At 35.1% G+C, this 20,829-nt stretch carries 20 protein-coding genes; 17 read left to right on the plus strand and 3 right to left on the minus strand.

Annotated elements, in window-relative coordinates:
- Positions 1-38 precede the first annotated feature (38 nt).
- The 11 genes from EVJ47_04700 to EVJ47_04750 all read left to right on the plus strand — a co-directional run bounded on the left by EVJ47_04700 (position 39) and on the right by EVJ47_04750 (position 10,952).
- The gene (locus tag EVJ47_04700) at positions 39-824 is read left to right on the plus strand and encodes a polysaccharide deacetylase family protein (protein RZD14471.1); all 786 of its coding nucleotides are present in this window, start codon (positions 39-41) and stop codon (positions 822-824) included.
- Positions 825-844: 20 nt separating this feature from the next.
- Positions 845-1,924, plus strand: a complete 1,080-nt coding sequence (locus EVJ47_04705; GenBank protein RZD14472.1) for a glycosyltransferase family 9 protein — start codon at positions 845-847, stop codon at positions 1,922-1,924.
- Positions 1,925-1,960: 36 nt separating this feature from the next.
- Positions 1,961-3,118 (plus strand): GNAT family N-acetyltransferase, encoded by a 1,158-nt coding sequence (locus tag EVJ47_04710; protein ID RZD14473.1) that lies wholly within the window; start codon positions 1,961-1,963, stop codon positions 3,116-3,118.
- A complete protein-coding gene (locus EVJ47_04715; protein ID RZD14474.1) occupies positions 3,111-4,196 on the plus strand; it encodes a glycosyltransferase family 9 protein in 1,086 nt (361 codons plus the stop codon). Before EVJ47_04710 ends, EVJ47_04715 begins: the two co-directional genes overlap by 8 nt.
- A complete protein-coding gene (locus EVJ47_04720) occupies positions 4,193-5,158 on the plus strand; it encodes a glycosyltransferase (protein RZD14475.1) in 966 nt (321 codons plus the stop codon). Before EVJ47_04715 ends, EVJ47_04720 begins: the two co-directional genes overlap by 4 nt.
- A 34-nt stretch (positions 5,159-5,192) precedes the next feature.
- Positions 5,193-6,296 carry a glycosyltransferase family 1 protein gene (locus EVJ47_04725; GenBank protein ID RZD14476.1) on the plus strand — a complete coding sequence of 368 codons (1,104 nt, stop codon included), beginning with the start codon at positions 5,193-5,195 and terminating at the stop codon, positions 6,294-6,296.
- Between the two features lie 8 nt (positions 6,297-6,304).
- Complete coding sequence (gene rfaE1 / locus EVJ47_04730; protein ID RZD14477.1) at positions 6,305-7,291, plus strand: D-glycero-beta-D-manno-heptose-7-phosphate kinase; 987 nt, start codon at positions 6,305-6,307, stop codon at positions 7,289-7,291.
- Positions 7,292-7,454: 163 nt separating this feature from the next.
- Complete coding sequence (locus tag EVJ47_04735; protein RZD14478.1) at positions 7,455-7,700, plus strand: DUF370 domain-containing protein; 246 nt, start codon at positions 7,455-7,457, stop codon at positions 7,698-7,700.
- A gap of 46 nt (positions 7,701-7,746) precedes the next feature.
- A complete protein-coding gene (locus EVJ47_04740) occupies positions 7,747-8,406 on the plus strand; it encodes a guanylate kinase (GenBank protein RZD14479.1) in 660 nt (219 codons plus the stop codon).
- A 50-nt stretch (positions 8,407-8,456) separates the two neighbouring features.
- Positions 8,457-8,648, plus strand: a complete 192-nt coding sequence (locus EVJ47_04745) for a DNA-directed RNA polymerase subunit omega (GenBank protein RZD14480.1) — start codon at positions 8,457-8,459, stop codon at positions 8,646-8,648.
- Positions 8,649-8,684: 36 nt separating this feature from the next.
- Positions 8,685-10,952 carry a bifunctional (p)ppGpp synthetase/guanosine-3',5'-bis(diphosphate) 3'-pyrophosphohydrolase gene (locus tag EVJ47_04750; GenBank protein RZD14481.1) on the plus strand — a complete coding sequence of 756 codons (2,268 nt, stop codon included), beginning with the start codon at positions 8,685-8,687 and terminating at the stop codon, positions 10,950-10,952.
- A gap of 141 nt (positions 10,953-11,093) precedes the next feature.
- Here the strand turns inward: EVJ47_04750 and EVJ47_04755 are convergent, their stop codons facing one another.
- A complete protein-coding gene (locus tag EVJ47_04755; GenBank protein ID RZD14482.1) occupies positions 11,094-11,627 on the minus strand; it encodes a rhodanese-like domain-containing protein in 534 nt (177 codons plus the stop codon).
- A 389-nt stretch (positions 11,628-12,016) separates the two neighbouring features.
- On the opposite strand from EVJ47_04755, the gene hemB reads away from it, so the two are divergent.
- The 3 genes from hemB (at position 12,017) to EVJ47_04770 (ending at position 15,139) form a co-directional block, all read left to right on the plus strand.
- Positions 12,017-13,009, plus strand: a complete 993-nt coding sequence (gene hemB / locus EVJ47_04760; protein RZD14483.1) for a porphobilinogen synthase — start codon at positions 12,017-12,019, stop codon at positions 13,007-13,009.
- A 255-nt stretch (positions 13,010-13,264) separates the two neighbouring features.
- On the plus strand, positions 13,265-13,525 hold the full coding sequence (locus EVJ47_04765; GenBank protein ID RZD14484.1) for a hypothetical protein: 261 nt from the start codon (positions 13,265-13,267) through the stop codon (positions 13,523-13,525).
- A 189-nt stretch (positions 13,526-13,714) separates the two neighbouring features.
- Positions 13,715-15,139 (plus strand): aldehyde dehydrogenase family protein, encoded by a 1,425-nt coding sequence (locus EVJ47_04770; GenBank protein ID RZD14485.1) that lies wholly within the window; start codon positions 13,715-13,717, stop codon positions 15,137-15,139.
- A 14-nt stretch (positions 15,140-15,153) separates the two neighbouring features.
- On the opposite strand, the gene EVJ47_04775 is transcribed toward EVJ47_04770, so the two are convergent.
- Both EVJ47_04775 and EVJ47_04780 read right to left on the minus strand, forming a co-directional pair.
- Complete coding sequence (locus tag EVJ47_04775) at positions 15,154-16,155, minus strand: tetratricopeptide repeat protein (protein ID RZD14486.1); 1,002 nt, start codon at positions 16,153-16,155, stop codon at positions 15,154-15,156.
- 36 nt (positions 16,156-16,191) lie between these two features.
- A complete protein-coding gene (locus EVJ47_04780) occupies positions 16,192-17,466 on the minus strand; it encodes a hypothetical protein (GenBank protein RZD14487.1) in 1,275 nt (424 codons plus the stop codon).
- A gap of 247 nt (positions 17,467-17,713) precedes the next feature.
- Between EVJ47_04780 and EVJ47_04785 the strand changes: the two genes are divergently transcribed.
- The 3 genes from EVJ47_04785 to EVJ47_04795 are packed head-to-tail and all read left to right on the plus strand — an operon-like array spanning position 17,714 to position 20,800.
- On the plus strand, positions 17,714-19,213 hold the full coding sequence (locus tag EVJ47_04785) for a cysteine--tRNA ligase (GenBank protein RZD14488.1): 1,500 nt from the start codon (positions 17,714-17,716) through the stop codon (positions 19,211-19,213).
- Between the two features lie 60 nt (positions 19,214-19,273).
- Entirely contained in the window at positions 19,274-19,468 is a 195-nt protein-coding gene (locus EVJ47_04790; protein RZD14489.1) for a Trm112 family protein, read from the plus strand.
- Between the two features lie 18 nt (positions 19,469-19,486).
- The gene (locus EVJ47_04795; protein ID RZD14490.1) at positions 19,487-20,800 is read left to right on the plus strand and encodes a hypothetical protein; all 1,314 of its coding nucleotides are present in this window, start codon (positions 19,487-19,489) and stop codon (positions 20,798-20,800) included.
- Positions 20,801-20,829: the final 29 nt, after the last annotated feature.

Below are 20,829 nucleotides of genomic sequence, written 5' to 3' on the forward strand. Positions count from 1 at the left end.
TAAAAATTTTAAAGAATAATATAAAATAATAATAATACATGATACAAAATCCAAAATTTATAATCCTTTTATACCATAAAATAGGGAAATATCCGCAAAATGCAAAATTCCCAGGTCTTTATGTTGCCGAAGAGGATTTTGACAGGCAGATAAAATATTTAAAAAATTCCGGCTATACCTTTTTAACTCTGTCGGAATTAAAAGCCGTATATGATTATTATTTTGGCAATACAGATTTACTTAATAAGCCAAGTTCAACCAAGGGTTTGCAGAATTTAATAAACGGAAAGGGTAAATATGCGGCTATAACCTTCGACGACGGTTCTAAATCGGTTTATTCGAACGGTCTTAAAGTGATGGCCGCGAACGGCGTAAAGGGTGTGGTTTTTATGGTTTCAGGGCTTATAGGCGGGCTTAACGATTGGGACATAAAAAACGGCGAAAACAGAGATGAAATGCTGGCTGCAGATGAACTTAAAGAGATGATAAATTACGGCATCGAGATAGGCGCCCATACTAAAACACACCCGCACCTTACCAAAATTTCGCCGGATAAAGCTTTTAATGAAATTGCCGCGTCCAAAAAAGACCTTGAGAATTTATTGGATATTGATATAAATTTTTTTGCTTATCCGTACGGAGATTTTAACGAAGAAGTTGCGGCGCTTGTTAAAAAGGCGGGTTTTTTCGGCGCTTGTATAACAAAAACAGGCATCGTAAAAAAAAGGGCGGATTTTTTTGCATTAAAAAGAATTGCAATAAGACATAATACCGATTTTTTTAAATTTAAAAGAAAGATATTTAAAGTGAAGCTGCTTTATTAACGGGACAGGTGTGCCGGCAAATGACAGATAATAAAAAAGTAGAGAATATTTTAATTATAAAATTAAGTTCCATAGGTGACTGCCTTCTTGCGACTCCCGCAATAGAATCGATAAGGAAGGGTTATCAGGACAGCTTTATTACCTGGCTTATAGAGGACAAATCTAAGGACATCGCTTTGCTAAATCCTAATGTGGACGAAGTTATCGTTATAGATAAAAAAAATTTCAAAATCCCGGACTATTTATCTTTAATTAAAAGATTGAGAAGCCGCCGTTATGATTTGTCCATCGATTTGCAGGGAGTGGACAGAACATCCGTTTTTGCCTTTTTAAGCGGGGCTAAAATAAGATATGTGGAAGAATATGCCAATTTAGGTTTTTTGAACAATAAAAAGATAATTAGAAAAGGGAGGCCGCTTGAGCATGCCGTCAATTTTTATCAGTTTCTGGCCGAAAACTGTGGCGGAAAAAAAATACAGGATGTAAGCCTTACGCTTATCACGAGCGATGAGGATAAAAAGTTTGCCGATGATTTTTTAAAAAAGAATTTTGGAAACTCTGATAATATATTCGTGGGAATAAATCCGACAGGGGCATGGAAAACGAAAAGGTGGCCGATTAAATACTTTATAGAACTCTCTAAAAGGCTTATCTTTTCCCTTAATGCAAACATCGTGATTTTCGGCGGAAAAGGCGATGAATATTTTGCGCAGGAGATTCTAAAAGAGGTTGACAGCGATAAAATCAAAAGTGCTATTTCTAAAACCTCGCTAAAACAGGCAAAGGAGCTTCTTGGGAAAATGGATTATTTTATAACCCCCGATAGCGGTTTAATGCATATAGCCTCAAGTACCCCCGGCCCCAAAACAATTGCGCTGTTTGGTTCAACCGATCCAAATCTTACAGGTCCAGTTGGAAAGAATAATGTAATTTTAAGGGATAACCTTTACTGTATCCCTTGTTTTAAAAAGGAGTGCCCCCTTAATAAGATTGAAAACAAAAATTTGCAGGGATGCGTTTTATGCATGAAAAGAATTACTCCCGATAAGGTTTTTAATGAAATAAGCAAAGATATAAAAGCGCAAAAGCAATACACTTAATTATTAACCCAGGCGTAGATAAATTTATTATAATTAATGTTTAAAATTATAAGGACGGAAGAAGAATTTAATGCAATCAAAGCCGATTGGGATAGGTTTACCGACAACAATTCGGGCTCCAATGTGTTTTTATCCCATGATTGGATAGCTTCGTGGATTAAATATTTTTTAAAGGGGAAAAAGGGCAGGGAGCTTTTCATTATAGCGGAGTATGATGATAACGAAGGTACGATAAAATCTATTGCGCCGTTTTATATCGATGTTTTTTTCCTTGTTTTTAAATGTTTAAGGTTTATAAGCGATGACTATTCCGATTATCTGGAAATAGCGGCCGATAATACAGGTACTATCTTCAATATGCTGGATGAAATTAATTCTTATTTAAATCTGAAGCGCAGGGGATATAAAGAAATAAATAAAAAAGAAAAAAATGGGTTTAGAGCAGATATAATATATTTAAAACAGGTTTCCGAGGAACAAAGCGGTAAAATATTAAAATATGGAAAAGATAAACTTCATTTAACGAGTAAGTCCAGCGGGGATTGCTATTATGCCCTTCTGCCTCATACCGTAGAAAAATATCTTGAGGGGTTTAATTCAAAGCAAAGGTATAATATACTAAAAAGGGTTAAGACGGCAGAAAAAAAAGGCGTTCAATATATTTCCATAAGTATTAAAAATAGCGATGGCAATAATATTGATTATTATCTTGAGGAATTTTTTAAATTACACCAAAAAAGATGGAATAAGAAGGGTAAACGGGGGGTTTTTCATAATAATAAAATAAACACATTTTTTAAGAGCCTCTTTACCGCTTTATACAATAGTGGAATTCTTAACCTGTCTTTTTTAAAGTATAATGACAGATTAATAGCCGCTTCCGCCTGTTTCGACATTAAAGATAAAAGGCAGGTTTATTTACCTGGCTTCGATCCTGAATATTCTTTTTTACAGCCAGGGATAGTGCTCACATATTATAATATAAGAGAGGCTGTTTCATTAAACTGCAAAGAGTTCGATTTTTTAAAAGGGTCTGAAGATTATAAAAGGCGCTTTCTTGCGGTAAAAAGGGCAAACTATAAGATTTATATTTATAAAACTAAGATTATTTATCCGATATTTAAATTAAATTTATTCTTAAAAAACGAGTTTTTTCCAAAAATAAAAAATATTTTTATTTATAAATATGAATAATAAAAAATACAATAATAATAGAAATTTTTTGATATTCGGTCATAATTACATCGGCGATACATTAATGTTGACCCCGGCTATCAGAGCCTTGAAGTCTAAATTTCCGGAGAGCAAAATTATTGTCGTAGTGTCCAAGAGCGCGTCCCCTGTTCTAAAAAGAAATCCCGATGTATGGAAAGTGGTCGAGATGGAAAAAGTAAAGGGGATGCGGGGCATATTCGGCGTGTCAAATTTATTTCTAAAATTAAGAAATATAGAATTAGAAGAATTAGGCAAAGAAAAATTTTATGCCTGCATTAATTTTTTAACATCCTTTAAGTTTGCCGTTATTGGATTTTTACTTTCAAAAAAACAAATCGGTCAAAATAAAGCATTAAATAATTTTTTTTTTCATGATAAAATTGAATTCGGCGAAAGTTTACATAACATAGATAAGTCGCTTAAATTTATCGAACCGTTTTATATAAAACAAAAATATCAGGATAGAAATTGTGCTTACGAGGTTTATGAAGAAGATATCAAAAATGCAAGAAATATTTTAAAAAATTCATTTACGGGTTATGATGAAAATGATAAAGTAGTTTTGTTTTCCCCTGGTTCTACAAGGAAGTCGAAAGAGGCAAACCCTGAAACTTTATCTCTTTTTGCGGATTATTTAAATGGAAAAGGGTACCGTATAATTATAACAGGCTCTCAAAGAGATAGGGAACTGTCCCAAAAAATACTAAATAAAATCGCCAATAAGCATCTTAGCGCCGACATAACAGGTTTAACCGATATTTACATGCTTGGCGGATTAATCAAGCTTTCTTGCCTTGTCGTAAGCGTTGACAACGGGACTATGCACTTAGCCTCAGCCATAAAAACCAATCTTATAGCCCTTTTCGGCTCTACCGACCCTGCCGTCTGCGGTCCTGTTTCGGGGAACAGCTATATAATAGACAAAAAAGCGGAATGTTATCACTGCTTTTACAAGGATTGTCCAAAGAAAAGTTTTAATAAAAACTATTTTCCGGATTGCATGGGGTTTATAGTATTAGACGATTTAATAGAAGGGGCAAAAAGGCTGTTAAAATGAAAATTTCGGGATTTACTTTTATCAGAAACGGGGTTTTAATGGAATATCCGTTTATAGAGTCTATTAAATCGGCTCTTCCATTGTGCGACGAATTTGTGGTTGTCGTCTGCGAAGGTTCGGATAGCACAAAGGATGAGCTGGAAAAGTTAAGAAGTAAAAATCCGAAAATCAGGCTTATAGACGAGGGTTGGAATGTTGCAAAAAAAAGCGGGTCTATTTTATCGGAAAAGACCAATATAGCGATAAAAAATATCACGGGAGATTACGGTTTATATGTCCAGTGCGACGAAGGCTTACACGAAAAGGATTATGAAAAAATAATCGGAGTACTGGAAGACAATTTAAATAATAAGGAGATAAAGGGGTTTGTATTTGATTATATACATTTCTTCGGCGGTTATTTTTCATATGCAAAGAAGACCGAAAAAAGGTTTTTTTATGATAAAGAGGTCCGCATTATAAGAAACGACGGTACGGTATTTTCTTGGGGCGACGCAATGGGGTTTAAAGATATCAACGGTTTAAAAATCAATTTGGAAAATAAAAACGCCGCACCGCTTAATGCAACGATGTATCATTACGGCAGGGCAAAAAATCCAGTCGGCATGTATAAAAAGGATAAAGAAATGGAAAGGCTTTATAACCATAAAATAATAAATATTTTAAAACACTGGGTTTCCAATTATGACCCGCGCGTCGATAAGTATATTTATTCCGATTTTAGCTGGCTTGAAAGAGTTGACAGGAATAATTTGGAATTTCATCCCGCCCCTTTCAGAGAACTGGCCTTCCTGCAGGACTGGGATGTTGACGATTTTAAAGTATTTATGAAAGAAAAAAAGGGTGTAAAGCAGTTTTTTCGCATGATAATATATAGAATCGTTAAAGATACGATAAATGAAACTTCTAACGCAATTAAAAAGGTAAAGGCTTTTTTAGGAATAAATAATAAAATAAAGTAAAGCAGGGAAAATTAGAATAAAAATAAAATAAAAAATGAGAATTCTGGAATTTATAACTCCTTCAAATATAGGAGGCGCGGAAAATTATTTAGTGAACCTTTCCAAAAAACTTAAAGAAAAAGGGCATGAGGTATATATTTTATCTTCTAATCCTCAAAACAGGAAAAATCCCGATTTATCCGTTGCGGAATTTTTAAGCAAAAGCGGGTTGCCGTTTAAGCTGATGAACATCAGTTTTAAGTACAGCCCTCTTGCAATTCTTAAGGTTTTATATTTTTCAAAAAAAAATAATATCGAGATAATTCATACCCATCTTTCTAAGGCAAATGTGATTGGCGCCGCTGTCTCGAAGATTTTGGGAATCAGGTCCGTGGCAACGGCTCACGGGCTTAATAAAAAATCTCAGTATAAATATACAGGCAGTATAATATGCGTATCAAACGCCGTTAAAGAAAACCTCTTATCGCAGGGCGTAAACGAAAAAATACTTCATGTGATATATAACGGTATAGACACGGGTAGATTTAATCCAAATGCGGAAGGACTGCATAAAAGAGGATTAGATATAGCCTTTAAAGATAAGGCAGGATTTAATGCAGGCATTATTGCCAGGTTGTCCTATGAAAAAGGGGTGGATTTATTTTTAGAAGCGGCGCGCCTTACATTAAATAAAATTCCGGATTCAAAATTTTTTATTGCAGGAAATGGATTTTTAAAAGACGAATTAATAAAAAAAGCTGATAATTTAGGAATCGGTAATTCGGTTTATTTTTTAGGATTTGTGGGGGATAATTTAATTTCTTTTATAAATGAACTGGATGTCGTCGTGTTTCCTTCATTAAAAGAAGGGCTGCCGCTTTCTCTTATCGAGTCGATGTCGATGGAAAAGGTCGTAATAGTTTCGGATGCAGGCGGAATGCCGGAGGTTGTGGAAGACGGGAAAAACGGGTTTATAGTAAAAAAGGGGGATACAGAAGGTATTTATCAAAAATTGGTTTTTGTGTATAATAACAAAACCATTATGGAAAAAATGGGCAAAGAAGCCAGAAAAACCGTAGAGGAAAAGTTTAATACGGATATTATGGCGGACAAAACCGAAGATTTATTTAAAACTATTTTACTTGACAAGCTGTCTTAATTTGGGTTATGAACGAAAATTTGTTAAACATTGTTAAAAGATTCCATAAAGCAAGGATACTTGTTATAGGGGATATTATGGTTGACCATTTTGTTTACGGTACGGTTGACAGAATATCTCCCGAAGCCCCTGTTCCTGTGGTGCAGGTCAAATCCGAAAAATTGATGCCCGGGGGAGCCGCCAATGTCGTAAACAATGTGTCCAAATTAGGAGCTAAGGTTTATGTGGCGGGAGTTGTCGGAAATGATTATAACGGCAATATTTTAAAACGGATGGTTGACAAAGAGACGGTAAATTCGGAAGGCATATTGACGCTCGATAATTTTCAAACAATCATAAAGACAAGGGTGATTGCGCACAATCAACAAGTGGTCAGATTCGATAAGGAAAATAACGGAAAATTTAGCGATGGCGTTTATAAAACGCTTATTTCCAATATTAAAAAAATAGCGGACGATATTGATGCCGTTATAATCTCCGATTACGGCAAGGGATTAATAGAAAAAAAGTTTTTTTCGACGGTTGTGAATTTTTTGAGGGAAAAAGGTAAATTTATATCCCTTGATCCAAAGGTCGAAAATTTTAAATTTTATAAGAATATCTCGATTTTAACGCCTAATATTAACGAAGCTTTCGGCGGGTCTGGAATTAAAATAAAAGATGAAAAAACTCTTATCAAAGCAAGCAAAATGATATTTAAGAAGGTAAAGTCCGATTATTTGCTCATTACAAGGGGGGAATCAGGTATGTCGCTTTTTTATCAGGATAATAAATCCGAGCATTTAAAAGCCCGTGCAAAAGATGTCTATGATGTAACCGGCGCCGGAGATACCGTTATTTCTACTCTTACCGTTGCCAAAAGCGTCGGTGCCGGCATTTTTGAAGCTTGCTACATTGCGAATGCCGCCGCGAGTATTGCCGTTTCGCAGTTGGGGACTTATGCGGTCGGCGTGGAAGAATTGATGAAGGTTTTGTCGGAAGTGCCGGGGCGGTAAAGGCGGGGTATGAGCATCCGTGTATTTCTAAACCTTACCAAATCCCGTTCCGGACCTTATATTTCGGTTGAACTATATGCCGGATAATTGTATAATATAATAATAAATCTACATTTGCCATTATAATTTAGGGAAAAACCGCTTTAATACTAATTAAATACGGATGCAAAAATTAATCAACATAGGTTTTGGAAATATCGTGATACAAAGCAGGGTTATTGCGGTTGTTTCTCCAAGCTCGTCTCCAATGAAAAGGCTCAGGGAAACCGCAAAGGACGGAAATCATTTAATAGATGCGACAGAAGGCAGGAAGACACGATCGGTTATAGTTATGGATTCGGGCCATATTATTCTTTCCGCTTTAAATACGGCAACTATTACTTCAAGATTGGAAACAAAGGATAGCTAATTTATAAATTATATAAAAATTAACGATAAACTTGTCGAAAGTTTTGATGATAAATAATAAGGGCAATAATTTATCAGATATCGATGTATCATTAGACGGCTATCCAAAGGGGTTGATTATTGCCGTTTCGGCGCCGTCAGGCACAGGAAAAACTACCCTTTGCAATATGCTCACAAAGGAATTTGCAGATATAAAGCCGAGCATTTCCTTTACTACAAGGCAGAAGAGAACCGGTGAAATAGACGATGTGAGTTATCATTTTATTAACGATGAAGAATTCGATAAAATGGTAGCAAATGGCGAATTTATAGAGTGGGCGAATGTCTTCGGTAAAAGGTATGGAACGGCATATAAATCCATTTCCTGCAATAATGGCGGTCATTTAAACGATATTCTTTTAGAAATAGACGTTCAAGGTGTTGAGAAACTTATAAAATATTTTAAGGATAGGGAAGATTCCGGCAGGCTGGTTACAATATTTATAACGCCGCCCACGCATAATGATTTAATAGATAGATTAAAAAAAAGGGGTGGAATGAGCGGCGAAGAGTTAAAAAAACGGTATGAGGTCTCTTATATCGAACTTAAAAAAAGCAATATTTACGATTATATAATAACAAATGATGTTTTAGATAAAGCATATTTGAAATTAAAATCCATTATAATTGCCGCGAGATGCAGGAATATAAAAAAATATAAAATATAAAAAATTGATTTTACTAATTTTAAAATAAATAATTTAAGGAGATAAATTAAATGGCAAGAGTTACGATTGAAGATTGTTTAGTAAATGTCGAAAATAGGTTTGCGCTTGTTGTAATAGCCGCTAAAAGGGCAAGACAGCTTCTTGAAGGCGCGCCGCCGAAAGTAGTGAGTAAAAATAAACCTATAGTCGTGGCTTTGCGAGAAATTGCCAATGGCCATGTCAAAGTTAAATCGGCCGATTAATTTACTTTCGCTTATAGCGCCAAATTATATAATACTATGAATTCATATGACCAACTTGTTATCGTTAATCCCTCCAGCGATTTTAGCTCGCTAAACCTCGTAATAGAAGCATTTAGAAATAATATCAATAACATTTCGGATGTCAATATAGATGATATACATGATGAAAAGTTTAAGCTTTTTAAAAAGGCTTATAATTTTTCAAAACTGGTTCATCAGGGGCAAAAAAGGGAATCTGGAGAACCTTATCTGACGCATCCTATCGAGGTAGCAGCCATTGTGGCAGGCTTAAGGATGGATTGCGCCTCTATTGTCGCCGCCTTGCTTCACGATACGGTTGAAGATACCCTTGCAACCTTAGACGATATAAAAAATGAATTTGGGGAAGAGGTTGCTTTTATAGTCGATGGACTGACAAAGTTAGGAAAGCTATCTTTTCAAAGTTCGGAAGAGCTTGAAGCGGAAAATATCAGAAAAATGATTGTGTCTATGGCCAAAGATATCAGAGTTATAATAATAAAATTGGCCGACAGGCTGCACAATTTAAGAACCCTTGATTTTTTGACAAAAGAAAAACAGATAAAGATAGCGCAAGAAACCCTCGATATTTATGCCCCCCTTGCCAATAGATTAGGTATATTTTTTATAAAAAGCGAGCTTGAGGATTTATCGTTTAAATATTTAAACCCTGAAGCTTATAAGGATTTATCCTTTAAAATAAATAAAAAGAAGGCGGAGAGAGAAAACTATATCGAAAGGGTTATCGGCATATTAAAAGAAAACTTAGAAAAACATAACCTAAAGGCTGAAATTTATGGAAGACCGAAGCATTTTTACAGTATTTATAGAAAGATGATAGAACAGCATGTCAGCTTCGAGGATATATACGATTTATTGGCTTTAAGAATCATAGTGAATACCGAAACGGAATGTTATGAAACTCTGGGTTTAGTCCATTCTATCTGGAAACCTGTATCGGGCAGAATTAAAGATTATATTGCAATGCCGAAAGCAAATTTGTACCGTTCGCTTCACTCAACGGTAATCGGTCCCGAAGGAATGAGGGTCGAGATTCAAATAAGAACGAAACAGATGCATTTTATCGATGAATTTGGTATTGCGGCGCACTGGAAATATAAAGAGAATATGTCGTTTGAAAAGAGCGATTTAAATCAGTTCAACTGGCTAAGGCAGCTTGTCGAATATCAGAAAGAGCTCAAAGATCCCCGCGAATTTTTAGACAGCGTAAGGATAGACCTTTTTCAGGAAGAGGTTTATGTTTTTACCCCTAAAGGCAAAGTTATCGCTTTGCCAAAGGATTCTACCCCGATAGATTTTGCATATTACATTCACACCGAGATTGGCGATAAAGCAATGGGAGCCATAGTTAACGGCGTAATAGTTCCGTTAAGGCATAAATTATCTAATGGCGACATAGTGGAAATAATCACAAAAGAAGACCACCATCCTTCAAAGGATTGGCTGAAATATGCCAAATCTTCCAAGGCATTGTCAAAAATAAGGAGCTATATAAGGCAGACCGAAAGGGATGAAAGCATTATAGCGGGGAAAGAAATTTTAGAAAGGGAATTTAAAAAGATTGGCGATAGAAAGATAGATTTTAAAGAAATGGTAAATCTCGCTCTTCAAAAGCTGTCTATTAAGGATGAGGAAGACCTTTATGCAGGCGTAGGCTACGGCAAATATTTGCCCTCTTATATCTTTTTAACCGCGATACCAGATTTTAAAAAAACAGGCAGCCTGTCTTTAATAACCAAAACAACAGAAAATGTAATAAACAGGATCCTAAAAAAGATAAAACCGGGGGCAAGGAGCCACATTAGATCAAGAGGCGAGGCGGTTATTTCACCGTTTGGCGGCGATTTGCTATACAAGCTTGCAGGCTGCTGCCGTCCTATACCTGGAGACGATATTATCGGGTTTATTTCACGAGGAAGAGGCGTTATAGTCCACAAATCCGATTGCAAAAACATTATAGGCGTTGATGAAAACAGGCTTATTAAGGTCGGCTGGAAAGCCGCTTTAGAATCTTCCGCATCTGGTTTAGGTTTTTTCGAGACTAAAATAAAGATTATTACGGAAGACAAAAAAGGTATTTTAGCCAATATCGCCACATTAATATCCGAAAAGGGAGCAAATATTTCAAAAGCCCAGGTAAGAACCCTTAAAGACGGAAGGGCGGTTCACTTATTCGACATCGAGGTAAAAGACAACGCGCAGGTAGATTTAATTATCAGCGGTATAAAAGGCGTTAAGGGCGTGATAAAAGTCAGCAGGGGGTAATACTCTAAAGCTGCCGTAATCCAGTCCTTCGTTATTACAGATTTATAAGCGCGTAGATGCCCTATTCCCCTTATCCGTACAAAAAGAAGAATAGGGCATTACCAGCGGGCGTTCCGTGTTTATTTAACTATGTTGACTATATTAATGGACGAGCGGATAATTTTTGACATCTTTCTGATGAACAAGCGTATAGGTGTGTTTATTCCACGAAGACATGCCGAATCTTAGTATTTTAACATGATAGCCCATTGATAATAATATAGACGCCGCCATAGATTCCCACTGCCCGACATAGCAAATAGATATTATAGTATGATGTTTTGGAAGCATTTTTAAATATCTGGGAGTAAAAACCACCTGCAGGGGAATATTGTGCGCGCCGGGTATATGTCCCATTTTTATAAACGCGACGGGTTCCCTGACATCCATAAGAAAATAATGTTTCGGGTTATGCTCGACTATATATTCTCTGTAAAGGGCTGCGGCAAGTATCTGCGGTACCCCGACCTTGCCCATGGCAGGGTTCATACCTTTTCCCGCAATGTTGATGCCAAGATGGTGCGGATTTAACGCATTATAAGCTTTTTTCGCCATTGCCCGATTAATACTTCCTGCATAAGAAACACCCGCGGAAGACAGGATAAAAATAAGACATAAAAAAATAATTTTTCTCATAAATACCTCCTACGAATTTAATTGTTATAATCAGCTTTTAACAGCCGAAACGCACCCAAATACAAATTATGTTAATATATAAATATATATGTATATAAATATATATTTATGTTAATAACAAATACTATTATATAGTATAATAATAGTATAACGGATATCAAAAGTCAAATCCTATTAAGGCCAGTTTAGAAACTATTTTCGATATTCCAATATTAATTGTGTATTTTAAATCGGGATTATGGTGTTTCATGATTTAATCTGCATGTTTAATATATCTCTTTTTCATAAGCGTTATGATATAATAAAAAAGCGCCGGAAAAATATATTATTGGTTTGAATGTTTATTGCTTATTTTTATTTATACAAAATAATGCGGAGGATTATTAAAAATGATTTCAGGTTATCCATTGATAAGACCTCGGAGACTAAGAACTTCTCCTAATTTATCAAGGTTGGCAAGAGAAGTGTCCCTTGAGCCGTCAAAATTTATTATGCCTTACTTTGTAACCCATGGAAAATCCATAAAAGAACCGATAGGGACAATGCCCGACCAGTTTCGTTATTCGGTAGACGAACTTTTAAAAGAACTTAAAAATGTAATCAGTCTTAATATCGGCGGTATCCTTATTTTCGGTGTTCCTGAACGCAAAGATGAATTCGGCTCTGAAAGCTATTCGGACGACGGCATAGTTCAACAGGCATTAAAGAGCATAAAGGATATTTATCCCGGTCTAATTGTTATCACGGATGTTTGTTTATGCGACTATACCTCCCATGGGCATTGCGGAATCGTTGATGAAAACGGTTATGTAAAAAACGACGAAACCCTCGAATATTTGGCAAAGATTAGTGTTTCTTATGCAAAAGCAGGTTCAGATATAATAGCTCCGTCGGATATGATGGACGGAAGGGTAAAAAAGATACGGGAGGCTTTAGACGACGAAGGGCTTATAAATATCCCTATAATGTCTTATTCTTCAAAATATGCCTCATCCTTTTATGAACCCTTCAGGGATGCGGCAGACTGCTCTCCAAAATTCGGCAACAGAAAATCTTATCAGATGGATCCTTCTAATGCCGCGGAGGCTATTCTCGAGACGCGGCTAGATTTAGACGAGGGTGCGGATATTATTATGGTTAAACCCGCTTTAAGCTATCTCGATGTTATATACAGGATAAAACAGGCATTCCAGAGACCCCTTGCCGCATATAATGTATCGGGCGAATACTCCATGATAAAAGCGGCATCCAAACTCGGTTATTTAAAAGAAGACGACGCCGCTCTTGAAATGCTTACTTCTATTAAAAGAGCAGGGGCAGACATTATAATAAGTTACTACTCTCTTTATATCGCAAAATTATTAAACGGTCATACCAGATAAAATTTGGCATCCGTACATTATTATAGCAGATCTATTTTTTTTACCTTTTATCTTTACCCCCCAAAAAATATTATTATTTTATAAACGCTGTTTGATTTTTTTAATTTTATGGTATATAATTTTATTAAATAGCGTATCTATAAACTATAATCTTACATGGTTGATAATTTATTTATCTATATAGAGTTATATTTGCATATATAAATATAACATCGTTATAAAATTTATAAAACTAAAATAAAGGGGGGATTGACAATGGAAGGAAGTTTCGAAAGAGCAGGCAGGGATGAATTCGTAAGCCGTCTTATTCATGACAACGCCTATAGGGATTTAAAGCATGAGCTTATTTTGGATTTGTTGAACGATAAGGTTTTGCGTGAAAAGTTGGTAAAAACGCTTATAAATTATCTTGTTATATGCAACAAATGCGGCGAAATCCAGCTAAAAGAAAAAACAAAGGTGGCCGAACACGACAATAAGCATTATTGTTTTTCATGCTATTACGGAAAGTCTTAATACATCGGCCATCCAGCTTTTAATTTTAAAATTACGGGAATATGCGGAAGTTCTGCGTTTTTAACCAAATTTAAACCAAATTCGGCCAATTGACAAAAGGCATCCTATTAGCTATAATAATACCGACACATTGACGGATTGTTTTAGATTTTTAAATAAATAAATCCAATAATTAATTATATATTACATATGGGCCGCGCCAAAAATTACCCCTTATTTATAAATGGAGAGTGGATAGGAAAACAAGAGACCTACGAAGTGAGAAATCCCTTTAACAATGACATCGTGGGCTTATTAAGCAAGCCGGATAAAACCGATATTGAATCCGCCGTTTCTTCTGCCGAAAAGGGTTTTTTAAAAATGAAAAATCTTCATGCCTATGAAAGGTATGAAATTTTAGAAAAGACCGGAAAAATTTTAGAAAGAGAATCAAAAGAAATAGCCCGTTTTATCTCTCTTGAAGTCGGCAAGGCCTTGAAATATTCTTTAATCGAAACGCAAAGGGTGGTTAATTTATTTAAATTTGCCGCCGAGGAAGCAAAAAGGATACACGGCGAAACCGTTCCGATGGACATTGTTAAGGGGTTTGAGAATAAAATCGCTTTTTATGTGAGAATTCCGATAGGTATTATTGCCGCCATCACCCCTTTTAATTTTCCCGTAAACCTTCCCGCGCACAAGATTGCTCCGGCAATAGCCGCGGGCAATAGCATAATTTTTAAACCATCCATAAACGGTTCTATCGCCGCTCATTATCTTGTCAGCGCTTTAATCGAAGCAGGTTTGCCAAAAGAGGCCGTAAACCTTTTATATGGCGATAAGGATACGGGGGAAGCAGTTGTCTCAAATGAAAAGATACGAATGATCAGTTTTACCGGAAGTCCCAAAGCGGCGAAAGAGATAATGTCAAAGGGCGGGCTTAAAAAATATACTATGGAACTTGGCAGTAATTCCGCGCTCATTATCGATAAATCGGCAAATATTATTGAAGCGGCAAGAAAGGCAGTAATAGGGTCGTTTTATAATTCCGGGCAGGTCTGTATTTCACTTCAAAGAATATATGTTCATAAAAATATCGAAAAAGAGTTTATAGAGCATTTTATTAAGGAAACTAAAAAATTAAAAATAGGCGATCCTGCAGATGAAAATACCGATATAGGCCCGATTATTAATTCCGAGGCAAAACAGAGAATAGTTCAATGGGTTGACGAGGCGGTTAAAGAAGGGGCGAGGGTTGAACTTGGGGGCGATTTTAACGGAAACATTATGAATCCAACCATATTTTCTAATGTTAACCCTAAAATGAAAATATCCTGCCTCGAAGTATTTGCTCCAATCGTTTCGGTCGTCAGCTTTAACGAAATTACCGAGGCGGTTCATTTTGTAAATGATTCCATATATGGTCTTCAGGCAGGCGTCTATACAAATGACATTAAAAACGCCCTGTATTGCATTAAACACATAGATGTAGGCGGAATTTTGATAAACGACATTCCGACAACAAGGGCAGATCATCAGCCCTATGGCGGAGTTAAAGAATCCGGACTCGGCAGGGAAGGCATAAAATATGCACTGGAAGAAATGACAGACCTTAAATTTATCAGCTTTAGTTGATTTTAATTTTATTATTACGGTGCGTCTTTATTTTCATTTGTATTTAAATCAAAAGCTTTTTTAAAAAATATTTCCGCTTCGTTTGATTTCCCCGAATTTTTTAAGCATCTTGCGTATTCGTAAAAATACCTCGGGTTATTCGGATTGTATGCCGTTGCTTTCTTTAAATATTTCAAGGCGCTGTTATAGTAAAGCATTAATTCGTTATAAATTTTTTCGTTATAAATGGAATTATATATGCTCCTATCCCCGTCAATACTTTCAAAACCCTTTACTTCCGAGAGCTTTTCCTCATTGTTAATATAAAATAAATCTATTAATTCATCTAAAATAAACAGTCCTGTCATAAAAAATATTTCATCCTTCGAATAGTATCCTTCGGTTCTTTCTTTCCATAATTTAAGTATTTGAAAGAATCTTTCATATAATTCGTTGAACGAATTAATATCAAATCCGCCTGATACATTTTCCTTTTTCTTTCTCCTGAATTCTTCGAAAGGGTCTTCCTCCCCCATTTGCAAATGTGCATCCCTTAAATAGCTTTCCATTTCCTCGTTATATGCCAAAAACGGAATCTCCCTGCTAAAAATCATTAAGTTATAGAAAAATGTTAATTTGCCGAATTCTTTATTTTCAAATAAAAATTTACATAAATCATAAAGATATGGGGTAAAATAATCTCTGTCCTTCACTCTGGGAGACATTTTCCACATTTCCGCATATACGGCTATAAGCTCATCAGTGTATTTTTTGTTATATTTTGCGAGATTTTTAAAAGCCCCGATAAGTATTTCATAATAATTGCATATTATTTTATCGAACAATATCCTTTTTCCGTTTTCATCCAATTCCTTATCGTTTTTATTATATTCGCTGTCTATGTCGTACGATTGCCTGAATGCATCGATATACTCTTTTAATAAATCATATTTTTTTGCTTCATTTGAGGCGGTTTCTATTTCCGCCGGACTTGCGTCTTGCCGGACTTGCGTTTCGTTTTCGTTAGTATTTTTCATATTTTCATATCTTCCATATAAATTAAATTTTGAATTTTATAGGCTTGTTGCCAATTCTTGAATAAAGTTATTTAATGCCGCTTTAACGATATTTTTGTCCTCCTCGTTATCTATTGCCGCCTTTGCCGAAATTAATCGGAACTCTTCGCCGGTTTTTTGATCCATAAACAGCATCTTAATCTTGTCGGGTTTGTCTATTAACATATTAAGCCTTAAAGCGGAGTTAGATTCCACCTCTAACTTTAAACTGTTTAAAAATATTTTATCGCTCAAATTTAATCCTCCTGTCTCGCTTACAATATTTTTGGCGTTTTTTTCTTCCATATTTACGGTATTATCTTTTGCGTTTGTGATTTTTGAATTATATAATTCCCTGTACACGGAACTATTTTTATCTAAAAGAAGTTTATAAGAATCGACAAGTTTATGGGTGCCTTCGCTTAACGCGATGTAATTTTTTACATTCTCTTTTCCCCCGTCCTGAAGTTGTGTAATATGATGCACTTGAATTTTATCTAAGTTTTTACCTTCTATATTCATATGCAATATATCCCTTGTTTTTACATAATCCTTAATTTTTTGCCAGTTATGAATAGATTCCATTTCAATGGCATTTTTCCCGTCGATATCAACCCTGACATTTTTAAACCCGTCGGTTGTCTTTTTGTAATCACGCAATATTCCAAGGGACGGTTTTTGATTATCGGGGTTGCCCTTACCTGTTTGCAACCCATTATTAAAATTATATACGGAAGGCATTTCAGTGATAGAGTATTCCACTTTTTTATAATTATCCGGATGTTTAATTATAATAATTCCGGGAGAAATATTATCAGGATCGATATTTATATTATTTTGTTTTAATGAAAAATAATTTTTTAAAGTTAAATCGGATAATTTAAATTCATTATTAAAATTATTATCCGCCCCAAAATTGTTTGCCTTTCTCGCAAGATTAATTTCCATAAATTTATCTTTAGACATTATCATGTTTTTAATTGTGGTATTTCTTCCATATACCGTCATCGATTGGAACGACGCCCCTTGAACTTCTACGAAATTATTTCTAAGAAATATATTGTTATAATTATTTCTGACATTTTTATCGATAAAGCCATAAGTATTGCACAAAAAATCCTCGTCGTTTTTAATTATAAAACCGGAATTTAAAAGCGATTTGACCTCCCGTCCGCCGTTCTCGATATCCTTAAATTTGTTCTTGTTTTCTAAAGAATGGGATAAACCGTCTTTACTTTCGTTTTTGATTTTACCGCCCAGAAATTTATTGTCTTCCCCGATATTAAGTTCCATTACGACATTGCTCCTTATCATTTTTCGAACAATATTACGATAAATATTTACGATAAAATTAATATATCATTATAATGTTTCAATATTATGACAGTTTTGTTAAATTTGCGTTAAATTTTTGTTAAATTTATGTGTAAAAACGATTAAAAAAAATAGGGAAATATGTTAATATATAACATTGCCGTTATCCTTTAAGGCATAACCGGATTAAGATGAAAATAAATTTAAAGGATAATTTATAAAAAATATGAATAAAAATAATAAGTTATATATTTACAACACCGCCTCCTCATCAAAGGAGCTTTTTAAACCTATCGAGGGGAACAGGGTCTTAATGTATGTTTGCGGAATTACCGCTTACGACCTGTCCCATATCGGGCATGCGCGCGCATACATTACCTTTGATATAATATACAGATATTTAAAACGGCTTGGTTATGATGTTGTATATGTGAGGAATTTTACCGATATAGACGACAAGATAATCAAAAGGGCGAATGAAGAGAACGCCACCGTAAGTTCGATTTCCGAAAAATATATAGGTGAATATCATAAAGATATGAATGCGCTTTCCGTTTTGCCGCCCGCATATGAACCAAGGGCTACCGAAACCATTAAAGAAATGATTGATTTAACAAGAGGTCTTATAGATAAAGGTCATGCATACGAGAAAAATGGGGATGTTTTTTTTAGGGTGAACTCTTACAAAGGATACGGAAAACTTTCGCACAAAAACTTGGGCGAACTTTTGGCCGGCGCAAGAATCCCGTTAAACGAAGAAAAGGAAAACCTTCTGGATTTCGCTCTCTGGAAGAGGTCGAAACCGGGCGAGCCGTCCTGGGACAGCCCCTGGGGAAAAGGGAGGCCGGGCTGGCATATAGAATGTTCCGCTATGAGCATGAAGTTTCTGGGAGAAAGTATAGATATTCACGGGGGAGGGTCAGATTTGATATTTCCGCATCATGAAAACGAGATAGCCCAATCCGAAAGCTATACGGGAAAGAAGTTTGTGAATTACTGGATTCATAATGGATTTGTTAATATAAATAACGAAAAGATGTCTAAATCGCTTAAAAATTTTATTACGGTCAGGGATTTGCTTGAAAAATACAATCCCGAGGTTATAAGGCTTTTTTTTATGTTTACCCATTACAGGTCGTTTATAGATTTTTCGTTTGAGGGGCTTGAAAGCGCAAAACATAGCCTTGCAAGACTTTATCAGGCTATAAATTTATATAAAGGTTTTAAAGATAAGATAGGCAAGGGCGATATTAAAATTAATTATTTAAATGAGGAACGAGAAGAGGGTGTGGAAGAGATTAAAGATTTTAGCGGCGATTTTTATGACGCGATGAACGACGATTTCAATACGCCTTCGGCTTTATCGGTGATATTTAACCTTGTAAGAAAAATTAATAAAATTATTAACGATTCTTTATCGAACGGCTCTATAAACCATAATGACTTAAACTTTTTAGATAAAGCGCTATTATTCATACCCTTGGTTTCGGATATATTTGGAATTTTAAAAGAAAATCCTGAACTTTTCATTGAAACGAACCTTAAAGATACATCAAAAATATCTTTGACGGAGGAAGAAATACAGGCTTTTATTGAAAAACGCAATATGCTCAGGAAGAAAAGGGAGTATAAAATGGCGGACGAAATTCGAAATATGCTGCTGAAAAAAGGGGTATTACTGGAAGATTCCAATTACGGAACCACTTTTAAAATAATAAACGGATAAAAAGAAAATCACTCCCCATTTACTATATAATGTCGGGGGAGTGATGGGGGCGGGGTATATATGAATATTAAAGAAATGGCGGATGAATTTCTTGTTTGCCCAAAATGCCATGGACATCTTGAGTTCATGTCGGTACGGGAGGATGACAAGAATGAAAAAAAGATATTGGCTTGCAATGCCTGCGGCGTATATTATCCAATCGAGGATGACATCCCGATACTTCTCATAGAAGAAGCCAAAAAAATCAATAAATAACCGCTGATTAATTCATAAATGGATAATTTTGCAAAAATCAAACAAACTCTGGCGCTTGACGAAGCCCTTTTTTTAAAAATAAAAGAAAATATTTTTAGCGGCGGCAATGCAAACGGCGATAATTTTAGGCCTAAAAAGTTCTGGCTTTTTGCCGAATCGCTTGGCGAATTCAGACTGGCTTTATACATTATAAGCATTATTAATAATATATTAGAAAAAAATAACGATAAAAATAAACCGCTATTTTTTATTAGTTTTAAGACAAATTCCACTTATGCCCTTGCTAAAAAAATATTAAATCCGCCCGCGGATTTTAACAATATAATATATTTTTTTCATCCGGCCGGTATTTTTAAAAAATTGCCGAACCTTTATGTATCGGCAATTAAGCCGGATTATTTTATATCTATCGAACACCCCGTATCTAATAAGTTAATCAGGGAACTTTTAAATGTTAACGCTAAGATATGTTTCCTCGATATAAATCCGCTCTTTTTTAAAAAAATCGGGACCCTGTCCGTAAAACATCCGCAAACTATTTTCATAACGGTATCCGGCGAGGATAATAAAATTTTTTTAGAAAAAATTTTATCTCCGGATTCTTTAAATAACCAATTTCTAATAACCGTTTTACCTGATTCTTTAAAATTTAATTTAGATTTGGATAATAACGGAAATAATACGGAAGTTAGGCGCGATAACAATAAAGACTTAGTCGTATCTTTCGTATCCATTCATAAAAATGAATCAAAGTTTATCCTTGAAATGGTTAAAGATATCACGCTTGACAAGGACTTAAATCAAAACCGTAATTTAAAATTTATCTTTGCTCCAAGAAATATAAAAATATCATCGAAATTATTTAAAATTGCTTCAAATTTAAATCTTAGACCTGCATACCTTAAAAATATTAACGATAAAGACATACGGGCGGGATTTCTGAAAAATAATAGTTTTCAATCGCTTATCGTTAACGATTACGGCAGCCTTGACGGCATATATCCGTTATCGGATATCGTCTATGTCGGGAAAAGCCTGTACGAAAGCGAAAGAGGGGGGCATAATATATTAGAGCCGGCTTCATTCGGAAAGGCTGTAATAACGGGCAGTTATGCGTATAATTTTCGTGATATTATTGCCTGCATGCTAAAAAATAACGCTATATCGGTTATCACGGAGCGGGATTTTAAAAATACTTTATATAAACTTATAAATGATGATATATACAGGCGGAATACCGGTTTAAACGCTTTAAACTATTATCTCGAAAAAAGGGATAAATCAAAAGAAGCTTTAATTAACTATTTATCCACTAATTTTATAAAACCTTAAATCCCTGTAAAAATAAAAAACTTTTACTT

This window comes from Candidatus Acidulodesulfobacterium ferriphilum (assembly GCA_004195035.1).
Classification (GTDB): Bacteria; SZUA-79; SZUA-79; order Acidulodesulfobacterales; family Acidulodesulfobacteraceae; genus Acidulodesulfobacterium; species Acidulodesulfobacterium ferriphilum.